At 61.6% G+C, this 21,990-nt stretch carries 21 protein-coding genes; 9 read left to right on the plus strand and 12 right to left on the minus strand.

Annotation, left to right across the window (positions count from 1 at the left end; translation table 11 throughout):
- Positions 1 to 31: 31 nt before the first annotated feature.
- Positions 32 to 829: an RIO1 family regulatory kinase/ATPase domain-containing protein gene (locus HZR20_RS08580; RefSeq protein ID WP_181686176.1), complete on the plus strand. Its 798-nt coding sequence runs from the start codon at positions 32 to 34 to the stop codon at positions 827 to 829.
- 3 nt (positions 830 to 832) lie between these two features.
- Here HZR20_RS08580 and HZR20_RS08585 read toward each other — a convergent pair whose 3' ends face one another.
- From HZR20_RS08585 to HZR20_RS08600, 4 genes are read right to left on the minus strand one after another with little or no spacing between them, the layout of a single operon-like run.
- Positions 833 to 1,747 (minus strand): DMT family transporter, encoded by a 915-nt coding sequence (locus HZR20_RS08585; RefSeq protein WP_309484915.1) that lies wholly within the window; start codon positions 1,745 to 1,747, stop codon positions 833 to 835.
- Between the two features lie 43 nt (positions 1,748 to 1,790).
- Positions 1,791 to 4,223, minus strand: a complete 2,433-nt coding sequence (locus HZR20_RS08590; RefSeq protein ID WP_181686177.1) for a hypothetical protein — start codon at positions 4,221 to 4,223, stop codon at positions 1,791 to 1,793.
- Between the two features lie 60 nt (positions 4,224 to 4,283).
- Positions 4,284 to 4,763, minus strand: a complete 480-nt coding sequence (locus HZR20_RS08595) for an SRPBCC family protein (RefSeq protein WP_181686178.1) — start codon at positions 4,761 to 4,763, stop codon at positions 4,284 to 4,286.
- Between the two features lie 41 nt (positions 4,764 to 4,804).
- Positions 4,805 to 6,061: a Glu/Leu/Phe/Val family dehydrogenase gene (locus HZR20_RS08600; RefSeq protein ID WP_181686179.1), complete on the minus strand. Its 1,257-nt coding sequence runs from the start codon at positions 6,059 to 6,061 to the stop codon at positions 4,805 to 4,807.
- Positions 6,062 to 6,187: 126 nt separating this feature from the next.
- Between HZR20_RS08600 and HZR20_RS08605 the strand changes: the two genes are divergently transcribed.
- Positions 6,188 to 6,685, plus strand: a complete 498-nt coding sequence (locus HZR20_RS08605; protein WP_181686180.1) for a hypothetical protein — start codon at positions 6,188 to 6,190, stop codon at positions 6,683 to 6,685.
- Between the two features lie 94 nt (positions 6,686 to 6,779).
- The gene (locus tag HZR20_RS08610) at positions 6,780 to 7,055 is read left to right on the plus strand and encodes a DUF7111 family protein (protein ID WP_181686181.1); all 276 of its coding nucleotides are present in this window, start codon (positions 6,780 to 6,782) and stop codon (positions 7,053 to 7,055) included.
- A gap of 31 nt (positions 7,056 to 7,086) precedes the next feature.
- Here the strand turns inward: HZR20_RS08610 and HZR20_RS08615 are convergent, their stop codons facing one another.
- Genes HZR20_RS08615 through HZR20_RS08635 form a run of 5 tightly spaced genes read right to left on the minus strand, consistent with a single transcriptional unit; the run spans position 7,087 to position 12,184 of the window.
- Positions 7,087 to 8,016 (minus strand): alpha/beta fold hydrolase, encoded by a 930-nt coding sequence (locus HZR20_RS08615; RefSeq protein ID WP_181686182.1) that lies wholly within the window; start codon positions 8,014 to 8,016, stop codon positions 7,087 to 7,089.
- A gap of 45 nt (positions 8,017 to 8,061) precedes the next feature.
- Positions 8,062 to 8,874: an ABC transporter permease gene (locus tag HZR20_RS08620; RefSeq protein ID WP_181686183.1), complete on the minus strand. Its 813-nt coding sequence runs from the start codon at positions 8,872 to 8,874 to the stop codon at positions 8,062 to 8,064.
- A complete protein-coding gene (locus HZR20_RS08625) occupies positions 8,867 to 9,613 on the minus strand; it encodes an ABC transporter ATP-binding protein (RefSeq protein WP_181686184.1) in 747 nt (248 codons plus the stop codon). Before HZR20_RS08625 ends, HZR20_RS08620 begins: the two co-directional genes overlap by 8 nt.
- Positions 9,610 to 11,508 carry a NosD domain-containing protein gene (locus HZR20_RS08630; protein WP_181686185.1) on the minus strand — a complete coding sequence of 633 codons (1,899 nt, stop codon included), beginning with the start codon at positions 11,506 to 11,508 and terminating at the stop codon, positions 9,610 to 9,612. The genes HZR20_RS08625 and HZR20_RS08630 overlap by 4 nt, the downstream gene beginning before the upstream one ends.
- 1 nt (position 11,509) lies before the next feature.
- Positions 11,510 to 12,184: a nitrous oxide reductase accessory protein NosL gene (locus tag HZR20_RS08635; RefSeq protein ID WP_258560403.1), complete on the minus strand. Its 675-nt coding sequence runs from the start codon at positions 12,182 to 12,184 to the stop codon at positions 11,510 to 11,512.
- A 179-nt stretch (positions 12,185 to 12,363) separates the two neighbouring features.
- On the opposite strand from HZR20_RS08635, the gene HZR20_RS08640 reads away from it, so the two are divergent.
- The 6 genes from HZR20_RS08640 (at position 12,364) to HZR20_RS08665 (ending at position 16,732) form a co-directional block, all read left to right on the plus strand.
- Complete coding sequence (locus HZR20_RS08640) at positions 12,364 to 13,029, plus strand: SCO family protein (protein WP_181686186.1); 666 nt, start codon at positions 12,364 to 12,366, stop codon at positions 13,027 to 13,029.
- 2 nt (positions 13,030 to 13,031) lie between these two features.
- Positions 13,032 to 13,541: a TlpA family protein disulfide reductase gene (locus HZR20_RS08645; RefSeq protein WP_181686187.1), complete on the plus strand. Its 510-nt coding sequence runs from the start codon at positions 13,032 to 13,034 to the stop codon at positions 13,539 to 13,541.
- Positions 13,541 to 14,212: a cytochrome c biogenesis CcdA family protein gene (locus HZR20_RS08650; RefSeq protein WP_181686188.1), complete on the plus strand. Its 672-nt coding sequence runs from the start codon at positions 13,541 to 13,543 to the stop codon at positions 14,210 to 14,212. Before HZR20_RS08645 ends, HZR20_RS08650 begins: the two co-directional genes overlap by 1 nt.
- Before the next feature lie 109 nt (positions 14,213 to 14,321).
- The gene (locus tag HZR20_RS08655) at positions 14,322 to 14,981 is read left to right on the plus strand and encodes a DUF420 domain-containing protein (protein WP_181686189.1); all 660 of its coding nucleotides are present in this window, start codon (positions 14,322 to 14,324) and stop codon (positions 14,979 to 14,981) included.
- 261 nt (positions 14,982 to 15,242) lie between these two features.
- Positions 15,243 to 15,461 (plus strand): hypothetical protein, encoded by a 219-nt coding sequence (locus HZR20_RS08660; RefSeq protein ID WP_181686190.1) that lies wholly within the window; start codon positions 15,243 to 15,245, stop codon positions 15,459 to 15,461.
- A 116-nt stretch (positions 15,462 to 15,577) separates the two neighbouring features.
- Positions 15,578 to 16,732, plus strand: a complete 1,155-nt coding sequence (locus tag HZR20_RS08665) for an ATPase domain-containing protein (RefSeq protein WP_181686191.1) — start codon at positions 15,578 to 15,580, stop codon at positions 16,730 to 16,732.
- A 63-nt stretch (positions 16,733 to 16,795) separates the two neighbouring features.
- Here the strand turns inward: HZR20_RS08665 and HZR20_RS08670 are convergent, their stop codons facing one another.
- The 3 genes from HZR20_RS08670 to HZR20_RS08680 all read right to left on the minus strand — a co-directional run bounded on the left by HZR20_RS08670 (position 16,796) and on the right by HZR20_RS08680 (position 21,942).
- Positions 16,796 to 18,901, minus strand: a complete 2,106-nt coding sequence (locus HZR20_RS08670) for a bifunctional metallophosphatase/5'-nucleotidase (RefSeq protein WP_181686192.1) — start codon at positions 18,899 to 18,901, stop codon at positions 16,796 to 16,798.
- Between the two features lie 440 nt (positions 18,902 to 19,341).
- Entirely contained in the window at positions 19,342 to 20,619 is a 1,278-nt protein-coding gene (locus tag HZR20_RS08675) for a heptaprenylglyceryl phosphate synthase (protein WP_181686193.1), read from the minus strand.
- Positions 20,620 to 20,718: 99 nt separating this feature from the next.
- Positions 20,719 to 21,942, minus strand: coding sequence for a hypothetical protein (locus tag HZR20_RS08680; RefSeq protein ID WP_181686194.1), 1,224 nt, complete (start codon positions 21,940 to 21,942; stop codon positions 20,719 to 20,721).
- Between the last annotated feature and the right edge of the window lie 48 nt (positions 21,943 to 21,990).

The raw sequence follows: 21,990 nt of genomic DNA on the forward strand, positions 1-21,990 counted from the left end.
CCTTTACCGGCCCCGTCGCCCCCTCCTGTATATGGCGCTTCGCCAGTTATTGGGCGGACAGATCGCCTGGCCGCGGCTGGAAGCCGTCGCCAGAGCCGTCCTGGAGCGCTACGACGAGCCGGCGGGTCGCGTCGAGTTTCTGGACGCGAACAACTGGCTGTCGACGCCGATGGTCATCAACGATCGGTACTTCGTGAAGGTCATCTCCGAGCAGCATTCGCTGGTCCACGCGCTGCTCACCACGGGTCGCAACATTGGGGCCTTTACCAGCGGGACGGAGGGGTTTTTCGAGCACTTTGGGACACCGCTGCAGATGGCTGAACACGAACGTGACGCCACGAGAGAGATGCAGGCTGTCGGCCTCAACGTCCCCGAACCGCTGGAGGCGTTCGAAGTCGATGGGTTGGGTGTGCTCGTTCTCGAGTATCTACCAGAGTTTCGAACACTCGACAAACTCGACGAATCTGCCGTCAGACCGCTGGCTCCGAGCCTTTTTTCCGCACTCGATCGTATGCACGAGGCCGAACTCGCACACGGAGACCTCCGCAGCGAGAACGTCTTGATCTCCCGTGGCGAGTTGTACTTTATCGACGCAACCAGCGTCAGGGACGGCATCGGTGAAGCCAGAGCCTACGATCTCGCCTGCGCGCTCGGTGTTCTCGCACCGTTGATCGGCTCTCGGGACGCCGTTTCCCTGGCGACAGAGCACTTCGAGATGGAAACACTGCTTCAAGCCAGGGACTTTCTGGATTTCGTCACGATCCGTCCGGATCACGATTTCGACGCCGGCGCGGTGAAAGCCGAGATCGAGAACCGGGCGACCCGCTGAGCGTTAGCGTCCATCTCCGGAGGGGCGCGCCCTTGCCGTGAGGTAAATCCCGGCCAGGACGACGACACCGCCGACGACCGTCACGGTATCTGGAACTTCGGCCAGCAACACCAGTGCAAGGACGGTAGCACCGATCGGTTCGCCCAGCAACGAGACGCTGACGACGCTTGACTCGACGTGGGCCAGTGCCCAATTGAGGACGGTGTGCCCGAACACGCCCGGACCGATGGCCATCGCCAGGAACAGGACCCACTCCCGGGGCGGGTACCCCCCTAGCGGTGCGCCCTGAAACCCGACCACAGCAAGTAATCCGATCGAACAGACGACATAGACGACGAGGACGTACGGCAGCAGGGCCACCCGCTGGCGGATCGACCGGCCGGCGAGGACGTACACTGCGGCGGCGACTGCCCCCAGGAGCGCCAGTCCGTTTCCATAGGTTGGGTCCGCTCCGACAGCAGGCCCGCCGAGCAAGTCCGGGACCGACATCACAGCGATGCCAAGCATCGCCACGAGAATGCCGACGATGATGCCGCCGGTAACGCGTTCCTCGAGGAACAGCGCCGCGCCGACAGCGACAAATAGCGGCTGTGACTGGACGATCGTCACGGAGGCGGCCACGCTCGTCCAAGCGAGACTCTCGAACCAGGCGGCAAAGTGGATCGACAGTGCCAGGCCGGCGAGCGTCGCCCCGAGCAGGTGACGCCGCTGGAGGCCGGCGAACGGGTTGCGATGGCGAACAAAGGCGAACGGAGCGAGCAGCAGCGTCGTGAAGAGGACTCGATAGAACGCCGCGACGATAGAGGGGGCCTGGCTCCAGCGGACGAGGATCGCACTGGTGCTGACGGCAACGATCGCTACTGTCAATCCCACCAGTGGGGAAACCGTCTTCGGGAGCCGATCGATCCGGGCGGCCACGTCTCCCGACTGGCGGCCGGACGGCTTGAGCGTTCCCCTCTCCTCACAGCGAGACCGACTCTTTGCCCGAAAGTGAATCCGGGACGACCAGGGTTACGGTCGTTTCACCACCGGACTGAGTGTTGAGCTGTAGTTCGACGGCCTCGCCTGCCGCCAGTCGTCGGCCGAACGTCGTCCCAGGTTCGAAATGCAACACCGCCCGATCCTCGGGGCCGTTGAGTGTCGTCGCCTCCCGAATCGAATCGTCGTCATCCCGAAGCGCGTGGACAGTGAAGCGTCCGTCAGCACCGGCCGCGTCTTGGGAAGTGAGCTGGTACCTGCCGTCGGATTCGACCCATTCGACGACAGCGTCACGCAGGTCGACTGACTCAGAATCGGGTGCCAGTCTGACCGTCATGTTGACGGACCCGATCGTTCCGTTCCGGATATCGGATCCGACGGTGGCAACCTCGACCACCCGGTCGGTCGGTGATTGGGTCGGCGTCGGCTCAGTCACAACTGGTGGGTCGGTCCCGATGAACCCGCCGTCCCGGAGGAAGATGCTCGCAAGCGTGCCCGTCGCCGACGGCTCGGCCGTCGTCCGAATCACGACCGCCGAACCGTCGGTTCGAACACTCACACCTGTGAGCACGTCAGTTGCGTCGCTATACCGCTCCGACCCACGCAGTTCCTGCAGTAGTGACCCGATCGTTCCGTCGAGGGATGTCGCGACCGCCTCGGCCGTGTCCGTACTTCCGGCATACAGTGTCGCACGGACGGTTATCTCAGACCCCGCAGTCTCGTAGACACCGGTCAGCATCCGAGCACGGTCGATCCCTGGAACGCTACTTCCTTCGCCGGGGATGCGGGTCGCCAGGCGGATCGAGCCACCGTCGATCGCTTTGAACCGCTCGCGCAGGCGATCATTCCACGCAGAGGTATCACCGTTCCGGACGGCGAGAGCGTCCTTCACGACCGCTGGCGAACCCACCAAGACCGTCCCATTTTCGGGGGCTGCAACCCACTGTTCCTCCTGGGCTGTTCTTTCGACTCCGACACGGTACGCTGTCGTCTCCGCGTACACTGTTTGTTCGACAGTATCGGTCGCCATCGTGTCGGCGATCGATTCCGCCGAGACGGATCCTGACACTTGCAACTGGTAGGCCACTCCCTGGACAGTTTCGGCTTGCCGTCCGAACATGAGGATCTGTTCGATCCGTGATGGTTCGATCCCCCAGGTCGACTCCAGTCGGTCGAGGCTGCCGGATACCGTGTCGAACCGGGTATCCGGGGAGTCGAGCGCGGCGTCGACGAGTGTCCGTGTCGTCTCGTCGTCTGCGAGTCTGCCGTCCACTGCAAGCACGAAGTCGACGTCTGACGGAACCGATCCCACCGCGTCGACGTCGAGGGTGCTCGCAGGTCCACTGTCATCATCGCCACCGATCAACCCGAGTTGCCAGGCACCGGCGGCTGCCGCCCCGCCGACGACGAGTACCAAGACGACGAGTGGGAGCGCCGAGTGGCGGAGCCTGTCGAACGTCCTGCCTGGTCCGGTTTGATCGTCAGAGCCGGGTGGGCCTCGCCGCCCACTCGGCCCTGGATCTGGCGGCCCACCGCCGGCCTGTCCGCCCTGCTGTGGCTGTCCCTGTGCGACCTGGCCCGGCGGTGGCTGTTCGGGTGCTGGCTCTTTTTGCGGTGGCTGCCCACCCTGCTGTGGTTGCCCCTGTCGTGATGGTTGGCCGCCTTGTTGTGGTTGTCCTTGTCGCGGTGGCTGCCCACCTTGCTGTGGTTGTCTTCCCTGGGGCTGATAGTCCTCGCGTTGGGGCTGATTCTGCTGTGGTGGCCGGCCTCCGTGTTTGGCCTGTCTACTCGCGCTCGGTTGCTCAGTTCGTGTTCGTTGGTCCGTCTGTGGACTGTCTGGCTGTGGCGTCTCCGCTTGCTGTTCCTGCGGGGGCTGTCTGTGCTCCTGGCTGTCGGACAATCGTCCCTCAGTCGGTGGCTGGTGTGTCGCGGGCTGCTCGTTGACATGGTTGTCTGTCCGCGGCGTATCGCTTGGTGGTGTGTCGGTCTGTTCGTCGTCGGCAGCCGCTGTAGCACCGTCGTCGGGCACGGACTCGCCGTGAGTCGCGAGCACTGTCTCGGTCAATCCCGCTGCCTCGATGGCGTTGACGATGCCGTCGAAATCGAGATACTCGACCTCGTCTGGAATATTATCGATCGGTTCACCGGTCGCGTTTGTGACGATCCCCTGGTCAGCACCAAGGTCCTCGACGAGCGCGGGGAACTTCTCGAGGCGGTCGGTCGTCGGGGCCTCCTCCGCACAAATCCAGGCGATGCCTTTCGATTCGTCGTCCCCTTTGAATAGCACGAAAACGTGCGACCCACGCGTCTGGACAGCTGCATCGTCACCGTCTGCCCGGCGTACGGCGCGAACGACCTCAGCGAGCGTCGCGTCGTCCATGTCGCCGACACACTCGCGGAGTCGCTCGCTGGCCATGGTTAGCTTTATCGGGAAAGTGCCAAAAATTCTGCCCCGGTTCCGGGATCCGCCAGGCGATCACTCGAGCTCGGCCTTCGTTCGTCGGTGGCGGTAGCGAAACATCGGCGCGAAGCCGACGACGGCCAACGGCCCGGCGAGACGGCCGAGGGAACCGCCGGCGAGTCGATACTCGACGTAATCCGTTATTTGCGTCCCGCCCGCAACGGCATCGAACTTGTGAGTATGTCGCCAGTGGGCAAAGGGGCCGCCCGACATTTCGTCGACGAAGTAGCCAGTGTCTCCGTCGCGTTCCCGCTCGAGAATCGTCGTCGTCATTTGCTGGCGCGGTCCAACGCCGAACGGCCGGATCGAGGCGTTGGCTGTCGCGCCCGCATCCATCACGTCGGGGTCGGTCTCGCCGTCCGGCCCCCGAACTGTCTCAACACGGAGCTTGAGCCAGTCCGGCGTCAGTGCCTCAAGCCCGTCGATCGAGGAGTGAAACGCCCAGACGTCCTCGAACGGAGCGTCGATCTGGACCGATCGCTTGTAGGTAGCCATACGCCAGTCTAGGGACTCGTCCGACAAAACGACGCGGGCTCTCAGTGCCAGCTATCGGCCTGCTGGCGCGTCTCGATGACCCGGCGGAGGGCGACGACGTAGGCGGCAATGCGGAGCGTCGCGAGGCCCTCGTCCTCGTAGGCGGTGACGAGATCGTCGAACGCGTCGGTGATGACTGTCTCGAGTTCCTCGTTGACGCGCTGTTCGCCCCAGTAGTTCCGGGTGCGGTTCTGGACCCACTCGAAGTACGAGACGGTGACGCCGCCGGCATTGGCGAGGATGTCCGGAATAACCAGCGTGTCGGTCTTCGCGAGGACATCGTCAGCCTCGGGCGTCAGTGGGCCGTTGGCCGCTTCGACAATCACGTCGGCACTGACGTCTTTGGCAAGGTCGCCGTCGATCGCGTTCTCGAGGGCTGCCGGGACCAGAATGTCGACGTCGAGGGTCAGCAACTCGTCGTTCGTGAGCTCGCTGTCGGCCCCGCTGTAACCGACGACGCTGCCCGTCTCACGTTTGTGCTCTTTGACGTCGCGCGGATCGAATCCGTCCCCAGCCTCGATTGCACCCGAGGAGTCCGAGACGGCAACCACTGACGCGCCCAAGTCATCGAGCAGGTCGGCCGTGATCCAGCCGGCGTTGCCATAGCCCTGGACTGCGACGGTCGCCTCGGAAATGTCCCGGCCGAGATACTCGAAGGCTTCGCGGGCGACGAGCATTGAGGACCGACCCGTAGCCTCGACGCGGCCCTCGCTGCCACCGCTGGCGAGTGATTTACCCGTCACGACGCCGGGTTCGGTCGTGTTCTCTAAGGTCTCGTAGGTGTCTTTGATCCAGTTCATCTCCCGCTGGCCGGTGTTTACGTCGGGAGCCGGGACGTCACGGTCCTCGCCGATCAGCGGCCGGAGTTCGGTCGCGAACGCACGGGTGATCCGTTCGAGTTCCGACTCTGAGTACTCGGCTGGGTCGATCACGATGCCGCCCTTGCCGCCACCCAGCGGGATGCCGACGGTCGCACATTTGTAGACCATCCAGCCCGAGAGTGCCTTGACTTCGTCGCGAGAGACACCCGGGTGATACCGAATCCCTCCCTTGTATGGCCCGCGCGCATCGTCGAACTGCGAGCGGAACGCCTTGAACGTCTCGTAGGAGCCGTCGTCCATCTCGACGGTGATGTTCGTTTCAAGCACTCGCTGTGGCCGTTTCAGCGCTTCAATTACGTCATCGCTGGCCGAAATCGACGCTGATGCGTCGTCGATCTGGTCTTGCAGACTCTCGAAGGGATTGACCGAATCTGACATGCGTCCAGTCTCACCCTGCCCTTTATTAAGCCCATCGGGATAGATACCACATATCACGCACGCAATCGGTCACGGTTGATCGAACCGGATCCAAATAATTTTGCGCACGGGAACCAGACCCACGCTATGGCGGATGCGATCGACGACTCACGAACTGTGCGGGACGGAACCGCTACTGGCGCGCTCGCCTGGATTCTCGGCGTGGTCATCGCGCTCGTCTTCCTGGCTCTGTTCTCGACGATCGATGGGGGCTTTCTGGACCTGTTTGCCACCAGCGTCGTGTTCTACTACACGTTTCACCTGTGGCCACTCATTCTGGTTCCTGCCGATTTGAGTGCGAGTGCCGCCGTCTTCGCCCCCGTCGCGATGCTGGTGCTGTTCTGGGCTGGCTTCCGTGCAGCGATTCGGGCTGAGACCCACTCTGGGCGTGACGGCTTTGCCCGTGGTGCCGCGATCGCTATCGGGTATCTCGGGATGGCTATCGTGTCGCTGCCAGCATTCGCGATCTCAATCGAGGGCTCGCTCCTCGCCGATCCACTCGTGACTGTCGTCATTGTCGCGACGACGGGCATCGTCTTCCCGGTCGTCTTTGGCGGCCTCGGTGGCTGGATTGCTGGTCGCTGAGACCAGTTTTTCAGGAAGGTTTTCGGGAAGGAGTGTCCGCGGGCCACCCCCAGCAACCGACAACTACGACACGATTGGGCCCAATGTGTCACCCATGGCTGAGGAGACGCTCACCGACGGTGCGATCACCGCACGGTATTTCGAGACTGACGCTGAACGAATTCTCTCCTTCCAGGGCAATGACGGAAGCGCAGCAATCGCCCAAAACCTCGACGGGTACGCAATGGTGAAAGTGCGTCCGTCTCCTGACGGCGACGAACTCGAACGGTACTATGGGTTCGACATGGCACTGGATCACGCCGCGGAACTGCTTGGGGTCGAGCCGTCGGCGCTCCCGATCCCGGACCCCGCCCAAGACATGGGAATGTAATCAGCGGCCATCGTGGCGTTCGTGACGCAACTCACGCGTCGAATTCGCCCGTCACCACGTCGACGAACTTGTCGGGGTGTTCGACGTGGGGGAGCAGTTTTGCGTCGTCGAAGACGATCAGGCGCGCGTCCGCCCGCTCGGCCAGTTCCTGTCCGGTCTCGACCGGCGTCGTGTCGGTCTCCCGGCCCCAGACGAGCGTGATCGGCACGTCGAGCGCGGCGAGATGCTCGCCGAGATCGTCCTCGGGATCGAGATACCCGCCGAGGAAGGAGGCTGGTGCGTAGCGACTGCCCGACTGATGGGCACTTCGCCACTCGTAGGCGAGCGTTTCATCCGTGAGATTGTCCACGTCTGCGTACCCGTGATCTTCGTGGAAGTGACGCAAACTGGGTTTGCTGACCAGCAGGTTGAACAGCCCAGTGCCAACGACCGGCGATCGCAACAGGGCCCGAACCCAGGGCCGCCGTCCCTCGCCCATCGTTTCGTCGGTCGGACTGATCAACACCACCGACTCGACCGCCGCGTCGCTCGCTCCGGCGGCCGCGTAGGCACCCGAGAGCGAGGAGGCGACGACCGTCGGCTCGTCGACGAGATCTTCGATCACGTCAGCGATAAACGTCTCGTATAGCGACGCCGAGTACAACAGTGGCGGTCGATCCGAGCGACCGAACCCGGGAAGATCGGGTGCAACGACGTGATGGTCTTTCGAGAGGGCTTCGATTACCTCGGCAAACTCACGACTCGAGGAGGCGGCCGAAACGCCGTGCACAGCGAGAAGATCCGGATCATCGGGGTCGCCGGCTTCCGTGTAGCCAACCTCGAAGCCGCGCCAGTGGTACGTCCCGGAGACGCCTGGGAACGGCGGTTCGAGTTCGCCTGCTTCGTGGCTGAGCAATCGGTTGATCCCCGTTGCTATACCAACGGTCCCGACGGCGGCCCCCAGGGCCCTTCGAAGGTTCATATCCGAGTTGACGTGCGTGACCGGCTTATAGGTGATGCCGATCCGCTATCGGAAGACGAATCGACTACCGATCGCCAGCATACTGACCGTCCAGAGAGCCAATCCGAGCGTCGCCCATCCCGGGTGGATACCGCCGGCGATGGGCGCCGCAGCGATCGGCGCAGCGACGAGTTCCAAAACGAGTCCCCGGAAGGCCGAGAGGGGACTGACTGCGAGGAGTGCGTCGAGAGACCCGCCGCCGATCAGATCAGTGGCGAGTCCAGCGACGATGGCGAGGTCGAGGCCGATCAGGATTGCAAGCAAGCTCACGATTGACAGTGCGATGCCACTGGCGCGCGTCCCAGCCAGCGCAGAGACGCCGATGGTGATCGCCAGGGCCGTCGAGGCGAAGACGGCCGTCAGCACAAACAAGCGGACGTAGACGATCGGCGTGTCGACGGTGTCGTGGGCGGCAATGACCGACACTGACTCCTCTCGAAAGAACACGACGATCCCCGAGGCAAGCACGAGTGGAACCAACACAGCGACCAGCAGCGCGGCCAGGCGACCGAGATACACGCCGAGGACGTACGACCGGCCCGAGAGTGGATACGTCCGCAAGACGGCGAGTTCCCCGCGGGTTCGATCGCCCAGAATCGCGTGGTAGCCGACGGCGAAGGCAACCAGCGGGACCAGTACCTCCAGGGGTGTCAGCAGATTCAGCGAGAGCGCGAGGTACCCCCCGCCGCTACTTACCCAGGCGAACCCGAGTATCGCGATGGCGTACCCCGCGGCGACGGCCAATACGGTTCGATTCCGACAGACTGACTCGAAGGCGCGCTGGGCGACCGAGAGGATCCGCCGACGCTGATCAGTCATCTACGTCACCTCCTGCACTCGCGTGAACGCCAACCAGTCCGTCTCGACCGAGGATTTCGTCGAAGGCCCCATCCAGGGAGTCCGCGTCGGCTTGCTCGCACAATTGTGCCGGACTGGCGCGCGCGACGATCGAACCGCCGTCGAGGACGAGGATCTCGTCGGCGATGCGCTCGGCCGCAGCCAGGTCGTGTGTCGCTAGCAGCACTGCCGTGCCATCAGCAGCGATATCGACGATCGCATCCGCGATGTGATGGCGGAGTTGTGGGTCGAGCCCGCTCGCGGGTTCGTCGAGTGTCAGGATCGGCGGGGAACCGATCGTCGCCTGGGCGAGGCCGAGCAAGCGGGTCATCCCGCCCGAGAGGGCTGCGACGCGGCGGTCCGCGACGGCTGTCAGTCCGACGCGATCCAGTGTCTCCTCGACATCGACGGCCCCTGGGACGAGCGTACTGTAGAATTCGATCGTCTCGGCGACAGTGAACTGTGGCCGGAACGCCGGTCGCTGAGGGACGTACCCGACCGTCCGTCCACCAGGTTGCTGGCGGGAAACGGCCCCGCTATCGGGATCGAGCAGCCCGGCAGCGATCGACAACAGTGTCGTCTTCCCCGATCCGTTCGGCCCGAGCAAGGCGACCACTGACCCGCGCTCGACCGTCACCGAAACGCCCTCCAGGACGGAGACGTCGCCGTAGGCGTGTGTGATTTCGCGCAATTCGAGTGCCGGGTTGGTGTCTTGGCTCATGGGTGTCCCTCTTGTCCGGTCGTCGCATTGCTGGCGGCTGTCAGCCGCTCGGGCTGGACTGGCTGGCCGCGAGGCGCGTCGTCGACGACGTTGGCACTTCGCAACCCGCGGACCGACGCCTGGAATTGCCGGAGGACGGCCACGGCCGGCGAACGAGCGAGTGTCCCGCCGCCGTCGCTCGATCCGACGGTTCGATCGACCACTCCACTCGGGCGGAAGGGGCGTGCTATCGTCCCGTCACCATCTCGGTCCTGACCCGGAATCGGGCCCCAGTAGTTCCCCGACCAGACACGAACGGGGCCGCGCCCCGTCGAGACGTAGTGGTCGTTGTCGACGATATCGTTTTCAGTGACGCGATTGGTCGGCACAATCGTCCCGGTTCGCAAACCGGCCTCGTTACCGACGAGAACGTTCCGGGCGTACAGCGATCGCTGGGTACCCATATCCAGTCCGTACTGATTGTCGATAAGGACGTTCCCGGTGGTGAGCGACGCACTTCCCGACATCGAGACGCCGATGCCGCTGTCGGTGACGTGGTTGTCGAGGACGGCATTTGATCGGGGACGAGTCATCACGACGATGCCGATATTCGTCTCGTCGACGGTATTGTTGGCAACCAGCGATCGGGATGTAAACATCTCGTGGACGCCAAAACGCAGTCCAGTCATTCGGTTGTCTCGCACGACGATCCCGTCGGCATGGTGGGTGTACACGGCGTCACGCCCGCCCTGGAAGGTGCTGTCCTGGACGACCATTCGGGACTCGATCGCCAGCACGCTCATGAAGCCCTCGCGCCACGTCTCGGTCCCGTCGACTGAGACATTCCGCACGACGACCCCGTCGCTATCCCGGGCGATGATGCCGTTGGCGGACGTCTCGATGTCGACACCAGCGACCAGCGAGCGGTTGGCTTCGTCGAAAACGACACCAGCATCGCCGTACCCGTACGTGTTCCGGATCGTCTCGTCCCAGGAGCCGTTTGGCTCTGAGCCGGGCGGTGAGCCAGTGTTTTCGCTCCCAATCCCGGCGATTGAGAGGTTCGCCAGGGCCGTTCGCGGGGACTGCAAGCGCAGGATAGTGCCCGATCCGTTACCACGGATTCGCGTCTCCGGCCCCGCGCCGCGGATGGTGAGGGGCTTGGTAACGGTCACGTTCACTCGAAACGCACCGGACGGAAGTCGGACAGTTGTATTCGGTGGTGCCGCCTCGATCGCGGCCGAAAGCGTCGGTGTGTCCTCGCCGACGACGATCGACGTCTCCCGATCGAGCAAGGCCCCACGACGATTGACGGTCCAATTGGCCCACTGGCCTCGATCTGCTACCTGGTCCTCGACCTCGACTGCTGGTTCGGTGACGTCTCGATCCGATAGCTCGGACCACTGGAGGATCTCCCCGCCGTATGCAGCGACGAACGAACGGGCCGCCTCACGGTCGCCGAACGGGACAATGGCCGGCCCAGCCGGCGTTCGTGCTTCGCTATCGACGACAAAAGACGCTGCCGAAGCACTCGTCCACCCCACGGCTGGATCAGAAGCCACTGTCAGATACCCCTCGTCGGTCACGGCTGGGCCAGCGCCGGCGAAATCCGTGACGAACACGCCAACGGGGCGGCCGAACTGTCGAGTCGTGTGGTCGGATGCCAACTCGCTGAGCGCCGATTCGACGCCGTAGTACCCAAGGACGTACTGATACTCAGAGAAGAAGACTTCGACGCGGGGGATCTCGTAGCCGGTTTCCTCGGCTTGCCGGACATCGACCCCCGTCAGGCCAGTAGTGAGGGTTTCGGAGAATGCGACTGGTTCGACCGTGACATCCGTGGTGGGTTGGACGGCAAAAGCCAGACTCGCGCCCGCAAGAATCAGCGCCAGCCCGGCGAGGACGACGACCACGCGCATGTCAACGCTGGGCCAGTCCGGCGATCATCGACCGAGTGACGTCGTCGAAGGTCGCTATTGACCCTCCGTGTTCGTCCTGGAACGCCGTCGCATCGCTCTGCTTGCTGAATCCAATCAGGTCTCGCCCCATTGCGCCCTCGACACTCGAGTCGACGACAAACGTGACGTCTGCAGCAAACGCGAACGTATCTGATTCCGTGTGCGTCGAGATAAGCGTCCGGCCGCCTTCGGTGACCAAATCGTACTCGACTGCGGAGTAGTCCGTGACGTAGAACGCCGCCCGTGTCCAGCCACGATCGAGGCGCTCGAAGTCGTACTCGAAGGCCTCCCAGGTGCTATCGAAGCGGGCCGGGTTCGCGTGTCCAGATGGCTCCTTGTTCCGGTAGAACACTTCGGCGCTCGGACCCGGATGATGCGGGATGACCATTCCACAGACGTCACAGGCATCCTCGTCAGTCAACGCGACTGCAGCTGGCGTATCCGCGCTCAAACAGCCGGCAAGCCCCATTGCTGTCCCCGCTCCTGTGAGTGTAATCACGCGCCGCCGCGTTAGCGACGAGCGACGCTTCCCTGCCTGGGTGGTGATATTGCACTCGGCGGGCGCGTACAGATTCGTGTGGCGAAGGTCCGAGACTAGATCCCGCCCCCAGTCGATCGCAGATTTGGGGTCAGTCATTGTCGATAGCTTCCCCGCCAGCACTAAAGAGGCAGTGATTCGATCATCGAACATGGCCCACACGAGATACGTCGTCGATCATGGTCACATTGGCCGAATGGAGGCTTCAGGCAGTGGATTATCATGCAAGACCCGCCCAATAGCGAACGGTTTAATACGCTCGGCTTTGAGGTGAAATCGTGCATCGACGCGCGTATCTGGGCTCGCTGAGTGGCGGGGTCGCCGCGCTGACAGCAGGGTGTCTTGGCACCAGTGGAACTGCGGACACGTATCTCGCTGCGCCGGATCGTGAGTACGACTCGTCTGCTGTCCAATATCCTGCGTACGGACAGCAACTACCCGAGGTTACGATCGAGGATCCGATCGCTGGCGAGGCGATCCAGACGACTGGTGGTGACGGCGATCAGTTGCTAACGTTCTTTTACAGCCACTGTCAGACGGTCTGTCCGCGGCTGATTTCGGCAGTCCGGGGCGTCCAGGCGAAAGCCATCGAAATGGGTTGGACCGACAATATGCGTTTCCGGGCAGTCACGTTCGATCCGGACCGCGACGACGCCGAACGGCTCCGACAATACGCCGAGCGTATGGACGTATCGCTCTCGGAAAATTGGCGGTTCCTTCGACCGGACTCGCCTGCCGATGCCAACTCAGTCGTCGAAGATACATTCGGCGTCGGCTTCGAGCGGACTCATCCCGAAGACATGGATCGGTACATGTTCACACACTTCGCGCTGGTCCTGCTGGTTAACGCCGACGATTACGTCGAGCGAGCCTATACCGGGCAAACCCCGCAGTGGCAACCGATCTATAAGGATCTCCAGACGCTACGCAATCGGGAGGGCTGACCATGCGGCGCCGGGATCTGCTTGCCGGACTCGGCGGGGCGGCTGTCGTCGCTACCGGTAGCTACGTCGCTCTATCCGGGGCCAGTGGTGACGTCGATCCGGTTACTGTCGATCTGTTCGACACCGCCGAGAGCTCCGGGAAGACGATGCAAGCTCCGACTCCCGGTGAGCTGACTGTACTCGACCTCTTTGCGACGACCTGCCCACCCTGTGTGCCAGCGCTCGACGCGTTGAGCAACGCACGGGCCGACGCCGGTGACGTCCAATTCCTCTCGGTAACTAGTGAATATCTCGGGGGCGGCCGGACACGCACAAACGTTACTGATTGGTGGGCCGAACACGGCGGGCACTGGCCGGTCGGGTACGACAAAGAAGGCCGACTTATGCGACAACTCGACGTTGGGTCGCTCCCTCACACGGCAGTGATCGATTCCCGGGGCAACGTCGCGTGGTCCCATACCGGTGTCCCGGATGCTAACCGAATCCACGAGGCCATCGAGCAGGTTCGCTGATGGGTGCGATCGCGTTTGGCGCCACAGTTTCGTTCGCGTTCGGGGCCGGGGTTACCACGTTCTTTGCGCCGTGTGCGTATCCTCTTTTGCCGGGATACGTCGGCTATTACCTGCGGGAGCGCCCGGCTAAAGGGCAATCACCGGTCACCGGCGCACTCCTGGGTGGAGTAGCCGCAAGCGGTGGGATCGTAGCGACGTTCGCTGTGGTGGGCGCATTGACAGTAACAATCGGCGAGGCGCTGACCAAGCACGTCTCGACGCTAGAGGTTGGTGTCGGGCTGGCGTTAGTTGTCCTCGGCATCATGACGCTAACTGGATGGTCGCCTGGGTGGCGAGTCAGGCTCCCGAAACGTCAGGCGACGATTGCTGGCTTTGCCGCCTTCGGTGGATTGTACGCGATTGCCGCTACGGGCTGTGTCGCACCGATTTTTCTGGGAATCGTCTCCCAGGCCCTTACTTTCTCCGTGCCCGGGATGGTCGCCGTGCTCGCCGCGTATGCGACCGGGATGGCTGTGATGATGGTCGCGGCGACAGTCGCGATCGCGGTCGGTGTCGACGCTGGCCGCGCTCGCCTTCCGGGTGCTGCCGAACGGGCGGCGCAGCTGGCTGGCGTCGTGCTCGTGGTGGCAGGCGTCGCCCAGATTCTTCTGGCACTGTTCGTGTACAGTTGAACGACGACCCGAAAATCGAGACCATCGTCGGGGGATACACCGACGTGGACGGGCGTCTGCTGGGGCCGAAGGGCCAACGCACATATTTCCGGCACTCGATGGGACAGATATGCACCTCACTTCCCGTCTCAGAAGGTTGGGTCGCGAGCGCCCCGTCGCCATTACAGCCGTCGTTTCGGCGATCGGGTATGCGCTCGTCGCCGGCGCGTTCACCGGCGCGATCCCCCTGTTCCCCGATCTCAGCCGTGACACCGTGTTGCTGTTTGGCCATCTCATCGCGGCCGTCAACACGGCGGCCCTCGGGACGATCCTGCTCGGGGTCAGGTTCATCAAACGCGACGAGGTCGCCAAACACCGCGCTGCGATGCTCGTGGCCTTTGCCCTCATCCTGGTCTTTCTCGTTCTGTACCTCTGGAAAGTCGGCGGTGGATTCGAGAAGTCCATCACCGCGAGTGGGGTGCCCAAAATCGCCTATCTCGTAATGCTCGCGATCCACATTTTCCTGTCCGTCGTCGCCGTGCCAGTCGTCCTCTATGCAGTCGTGCTTGGACTCTCTCACACGCCGGCCGAACTCCGAGACACCCACCACGCCCGAGTGGGACGGATCGCCGTCGCCGCCTGGTCGTTGAGTCTGGCGCTTGGCGTCGTCACCTACGTCTTGCTCAATCACGTCTACGGGTGGGAACCACGGCACGCAACCATGCTCGCGGTGGTTGGGTTTCGACCGTTCGCCGACCGGTTCGTGTCGATACTCGATCCGACGACGTAGGTCCGATCGTGGTCTTTTGACTTCGGGGGTGTGGGGATCCAGATCTGGCGTGCAATTGGATCAGGTACAATACTTTTCCGTGCTGTGATTCGGGTGATGAACTGTTGAAATGGATCTGATTTCAGAAGGCACTGCAAGATATAGCGGATGCAGTCAGCATTGGTCTCTGTTTGTTTTGATTGGTGATACTGAATCAGTCGCTCACTGCGAGTGTAAGTGTCCCATCGAAAAACTTTCCAGCTCGCTGCACCTTAACTCGATATGCCATCCTCTGAATCCAATACAGAAAAATTGGCGTCATCGCTTCATCGTGGTATTTTGGGGTTGTTCCTCGGAATGGTCGGCTTGCTCGGTGTCGAGCTGGCGAGGGAAGAACTCCTGAAGGGTCACTACCTTCTTGGTACTGTGGGTGTGGTTCTTGCACTCGGGGCAGGTTACTGGATACTCTCGCTCTTTCTGGAAGGGCTTCGTGAGCGATGAGTGCGCGCCCTACATCTTCCACGCGATTCCTGACACGAATTATATAACTAAGCCTCTGCGGTGTCCGTCGCAGGTCCACCCTGACCATTAAACCGATCTAGCCGATATGTGAACGCATGACGAATTCGGACGATGACTCGTCCGACGAAGCGGACTCAACGACAGCCGAAACTGAACCACCAGATGGGGTCCAGCGGTGTGATTACTGCCGGCTCCCGATCCCGCACGATCCGACGTGTCTCGATCACGACGGAGAGACGTACAAGTTCTGCTCGGCAGCCTGTCGTGACGCGATCAAAGACAGCGACCGCGTGTTCACCCAGTTTCACGGGGCTCGACGGTTCGACCCCGGCGTGACTGCGTTGCAAGCCGCCCTGCCCGAGGGAATGCCCCGCAATTCCTTCGTTATGCTCAGCGACCTCGCCGGGACGCGAACCGAGTCAGTCCAGGCAGAACTGATCTGGCGCGCGCTCCAGCGTGGCGAACCGGCCGTGATCGTCGCCTTCCTCGAACCCCCGATCTCGGTCATTCAGTCGTTCGTCTCCTTAGAGTGGAACGTCCTCCCGTATCTCGAACGCGATCAGTTGCACGTTGTCGATTGCTTCACCTATCGTCTGGACGATCCTGATCGGATGCACGATCGCATGAGCGACTGGAACCGACACCTTCGATCGATCGTTACAGACGCGACGACGACAGTCAGAGATGCGACCGAGGTGCACGAACTCGAAAGTCGCCTCGACAACGCCCTCGAACGCCTGGGGATGCACGAGTCGGGTATCGTCGTGATCGACTCACTGACCGAACTCGGCTCACTCATCCAGCCGATTCGTGCGTACAACTTCGTCAAAGACGTCCGGGCGGACGTCTGTAAGGGTCGCTTTGTCCCCATTTTCGCCGGCGCGACCATGTCCGGTGACGGACAGGGATTCCCCCACGATATGGGCTACATGGCCGACGGAATCGTCGAGATGCGCCTCAACGAGGAGATCGTCGATGGCGCACTTATCAAGCAGATCCGCGTCAGAAAAATGAGTGGCGTCCTCACGTATCCCGAGTGGAGCGCCTACGAGTACACCAGCGGCCGGGGAATCGTCCTGTTTGACCCGTTAGAGGAGATGGCCGACAGCCGACAGGAGAAGATTGACTCGTTCGATGGCAACAGCAGTATCGATTCCACCGAAGAAGAGACGACTCCTCCGATCGATTACCCACACTCGGAACAAGCAGGGTCGAGCGAGCTGTCAACGGAAACCGAGAGTGACAACTGAGACTGGTGGCTCATCTCATATCGACCGGACCGCTACTTGATTGAAAATCGATTCGACAGGCGACTAGTCGCGACGCTGTCGACCGATGACACCCAGCGACAGTGCGAACAGGGCCGTTACTGTCAACACCGCCGTAAATCCTGGGCCGCTGGTTGTCGTCGTTTTTCCAGTGGTGTCCGACTGCTCGGTCGTTTCCGTTGATGTCGCGGTCGCCGTCTCCGTTTCGGTTTCCGTTTCTGTCGCCGTCGATTCGGGCTCTTCCTCATCGACTTCGATCATCGCATCTGCGTTGAGAACCGAATCTTCCCGGCCATTGCGGAGTTCGTCGATCTCGCTGTCCGCGTAGTGGCCGTAGATGTCGACAGCTTCACTCGTTGTCGAGAGCTCTTCAAGTGCTTCCGTCTCGACCGTGACCGTGAGGCTTCCATCGTCGAGTGATACGTCTTGGACGGGGACGGTCTGTGACGTTTCGTTCATCACGGTGAACGTCGAAGCCTTGATGTCGCTGACGGCAGCCGGAACATCGTAGGTCAACGTCGTCATGTCTCCGTCAGTCGACACTGACGGGGCTTCGAGCATGCGCGTCGCTCGTCGGATGCGATCTTCCGCCGGTGGGGTGATCGTTTCGCGTTCTTCGATGTAGTTCACGACAGCAGTGCCATACAGCGTGTAATCCTCGCTGACTGTCGGCAAGGTGCTGAGGTCATCCCATCCAGCCATGTAGGAGTTGACCGTCACATTGTAGGTTGCGTCCGGATCGAGCGCTTCGCCATTGACGTAGATGTCGCTGATCATCGTCGAGGCGTTTGGCTGATCGACGAACTCGTACGTTACGCCACCCACCTGTAGCTGTGCTTGTGCTCCGTAGTTGTCAGTCGGTGCGGTGACTTGACTCGCGAGCAGACTCTCGAGCTGTTCGCCAGTCATCTTCTTGGTAACGAGGGTATTGCCGAACGGCAGCGACGTATAGACGTCGTCGTACGTGACATCCCCCTCATCGATCATAAAGTTTCCACGAATACCGCCCGCGTTGGTGACGGCCACGTCAGCACCGGTTTGTTCGACGAACGCATCACCGACGATGCGCCCCCAGTTAGTGTCATCGGCATAGTTCTGCCCCGTCGAATCAAGTGCTTCCGTGGTTTCGCCGGCGATCTGCGAAAGGTCCTCGCTCAGTCCCGATTCGACGACGTTTTTGGCCGATTCGTTCATCGACCAGTTGCCCTCACCGAGATTGTAGAGCTTTCCATCATTGAATCCGACACCGTTGTCACTGACAGTGACGTTGACCTCGCCCAGGTATTCGGCGTTGCCCCCCGCTTCAACGACGACTGACCCGGATGTGACTTTCGGTCCGTAGGTAATCTCGTCGTCACCGGACACAATCACATCGATGTTGTCCGTATTGTTGGCGAGCTCTTTGGATTCGGGGATGCCGGTGTGAGTGAGGGCAACGACCACGTCGACATTTTCCTCTTCTCGCAGTGTTTCGGCGACCTGATTGCCGGCTTTCGAGAAGTCCGTGACTGTGTAGCCATTTTCTTCGAAGTCGATTGCCGTTTTCGACTTGACGGCGTCATCAACTAGACCGAGGAGGCCGATCTTGACGCCATCGCGCGTGACAGTTGTGTAGTTTTTGGTCCCGGGGATGTTTTCGCCGTCCTCGTTACGAATGTTGGCAACAAGCCACGGGAATTCGGATTCCTCGCTGAAATCTGCGACTGGTTTGAACCCGTAGTCGAGGTCGTGATTCCCGATGACCTCGGCAGCCGGATCAATGACATTCAAAGCGTCAGTTGGGACACGCCATTGGGAGACGGCCGACAGGGAACTCGGGCTAACCTCGTCACCGCCACCCACAACGAGTGTTGGATTATCGAGGGCAGCCTGTCGGTCAGTGATCGCGCCCTGGAGCGTTCCAATCGCCTCGGGGTTGGCCATCGCTGTCTGGACGTCGTTATACTGGAGGATAGTTAGATTCGTTCCGTCACTGGGCTCGACAGATTCGTTAAGCTCAGCCGGAGTAGCGTCTGCCGACAGATCTGCGCCGACGACCGCTCCCGACAATGTTGTCAGAACAACCAGCGCCGCCAGGACTGCCGCCCCACCGAGCGCTACTGTAGCTGTGCGTCTTCCGTCCGACTCTGGACTACTTCTTTTTAAGTCCATTACAATATAAGGACGGGGCCCCAACCCACATATAATTTTTTGTGTAGGAGTCTAGACTTGGCGTGTAGTTGGCCGGCGGGGGATCGATATACGCGCCAAATAATTCTACATGGCTGTGCCTATAAAATATACCATTATTGCTTGATACTTATTTATATGATTGTATCGCTCATATTTTCACGGGTGCATCCGACGTGCAGGCTACCGTTGGCAGTTGTGAGAATATTACCCTACTGCACTCACATGCTCACAGGTGCGTTTATAATGGAGATAGGGTTAAATATTCGCACGGCAGGCGTGCTGTTTGATGGACTGCCCGGTCAACTCGTCTCAATGACGGTCGATTGGGGACTCCAGAATCTCATCGATCCCAAGCCTGAATTGTCGGCGATAGCTGTGCCGTTTCTACGAGCCAGTCAACCTCCTATTCGACGTGTTCGTTATACCGCGATGCGGATGTGCGAAACCGGCGGTACGTCCGCCTCGATATCGAAGTGGTCGGCAAGCAATCCAGTGACGAGTTCCCGCGAGAACGATTGCTCGTCGTCGGGCAGAACTTTGGAAAGTTCGATCTCGCCGGGTAGTTCCTCACGCTCGGCAAGTGCCGACGAGAGTGACGCTTCATCCGAAACCTCGTCAGCGAGTTCCTCAGCGAGCGACGCCAGTCCGAGGGACGCCTCGATCGTCGCGACTAGGTACTCTCGGGCACGAGAGACCGGATTCGACAGCGAGGTAATCGTCGAAAGATAGTCTGCGGCACTGGTTTCAGCCAGGTCGATTTCGTCATCGACCCAGGACTCGATGGCTGGACGACCCGCGCTGGGATCGAGTGCCTCCGCGGCGTCGGCACAGATGTCGGCTTCCTCGGTGGCAATCTCGTGGAAGATATTCCCAACGACCACGGCGTCCGCACCGGCGTCCCGCATCGCCTGTGCGTTCTCCCGATCGTCGAGGCCGCCGCCATACCAGACGCGCGACCACTCGATCCCGTCAGCAACAGCGTCGAGGATCTCCGCAGCTTCATCGCCACCGAACGTCCCCGAGTACTCCAGATAGATGATCTCGGCCTCGTGATACCGTTCGGCCGCCATCGCCCGCTGTTTGGCTGCCGTCGGATCGAGGAGGTCCTCGGGCTCCACGTTGGCCTCCCGCGCGGCCGCACTGTCCGGATTCTGGATGATGTACGCCTCGAAGATCGACTCCTCGAGCATCCAGGTCGTGGCGGCCCGACTCAGGCGATTTTCGATGCTGTCGCCGAGTGGAATCGGCAGTTTCTCCGCGAGCATCGTCGGAGCGATTTCCTCTTCGATATGCTCGACGCCACGGCCGAGTTGCCCGACCAGCGACTCCGAATCACCGTTGAGCACTTCCGGAATGGCCAGAAATTCGGCCTGTTTCCGGGTTTCGTCGGTTACCTGGGCCGGTCCAGACGGTTCCTGGAAGGCTGGGGCGGGCCGATCGGCCACCAGTTCGAGCGTCTGCTGGGTGTTGTTCCCGGTGACGTCCTTCGAGCCACCGACTTCCAGGGCGCTCGTGTGTTGAAGATACAACGGATAGAGCAGGGGGAGTTGTTTCTCGTCCTCGGGATCGATCTTCGTGATGTGCGTCCAGTCTGCCGGGACCGGGTTGGTATCTAGCGACAGGAGGTCCCGACTCGCGATCGTCGCCGCGGCGGCGGCCGATTCGAGCCGTTTCGCGATCTCGACGAGCGTCGTCATTACCCTAACTGTGTAAGCCACCGCTATAAAAGCGTGTCACAACGGTGACGCCGACAGTCCAGACCGAACATCGAGTCGGATCGGCCCGCTCGGGCACGGTTATTCGTGACCGGGCAACACACTCGGATCGCCCGAACGATAGATGTATTCGGCGGCGATTCCGGTCAGGGGCGAGTCGGTTTCGGTTGCGTACTCGGCAGCGAGATCGATATATCGTTCGCTTATCTGGACGATTGCCTCGTAGGCTTCCCGATCGTCCGCAGCGAGGACGTACTCGGCAGTGGCGGGCGTCAACTGGCCGTCGACACGGTCCGCGACGAAATCATCGACGTCGTCCAGCCAGATCTGTGCCCCGATGATCGCCAGGACGATCGAGCGCTTGAAGGCGTCGTCGACCGGGAGGCCCGCTCGACGGTACATCTCGATCATCCCGTCGTAGATGACGCCGACCCGCGCATATTGGGTCTTCAAATAGGGCAGATCCTCTATTCCGGCAAAGCGGTCGACATCGACGTCGAGTTCTGTGACTGGGGCGTCACGATACGTTTCGCGAATGCGGTCGCGGGCCTGCTGGTCTCCGTTCTGGGCGTCTGCCAGCAACTCCCGGAACATCGGGTCTCGGTCCTGGTGTCGCTCGGAGACGTCGACCGCCCAGCCGTAGATCTCCTGAATTTCGTCGGGCAGTCGGTCGAACGCTGCGTCTAATTCAGACTGTAGCGTCGACTGGACGATCTCTGCGACGCGTTTGCGTTCGCCGGGTTCGAGCCTAAACGAGACGTCAAAGTCCTCGAATTCTTCGTCGTTAATCGCGTCACGCATGTCGCCGTCGATCAACGCGGCGATCACCAACCGCGTCAGATACTCTCCACGATCGACGATTTCCTGGGCACCGGTCGGGCCGACCTCCCATGCCGTCTCGGTGATCGGCCGTCGATAGCGGATCGGCCCAACAGCATCGGATTCGTCGGCTGTGCCCGTTGTCGAGTTGTCCGCCCAGACGCTCAACGCGACCGGATCGGTACCGTCGCCGGCCCGCTCGCGAGCGGCCCGGTATAGCTGCCCCAGGGTCAACTCGGCCGGGAGCGTGAGCTTGGTATCGTACTCGAAGGTGACGTCCTCAACGTCGAAGGCCGCCGCTAGTTCGTCCTCGACGGGATCGAAAGCGTCACGAATCATCGCTTCAGTCCGAGCATCGACCAGTCGCTTGAGCTGGATACTTTCCCGGTCGAACACGCCCGTATCGGCGTAATACCCGAAGACAGCTTGTCCGGCGGTTGGAACGATATCTCGATTTGCCAGCCAGCCAGCGAGTCGTCTGCGCATAGCCATTGGATCACCGCGACGGCCGATAATAGCCATCGCTTGCTCCAG

Origin of the sequence: Halorhabdus salina (assembly GCF_013839425.1) — an archaeon.
Lineage (GTDB): Archaea > Halobacteriota > Halobacteria > Halobacteriales > Haloarculaceae > Halorhabdus > Halorhabdus salina.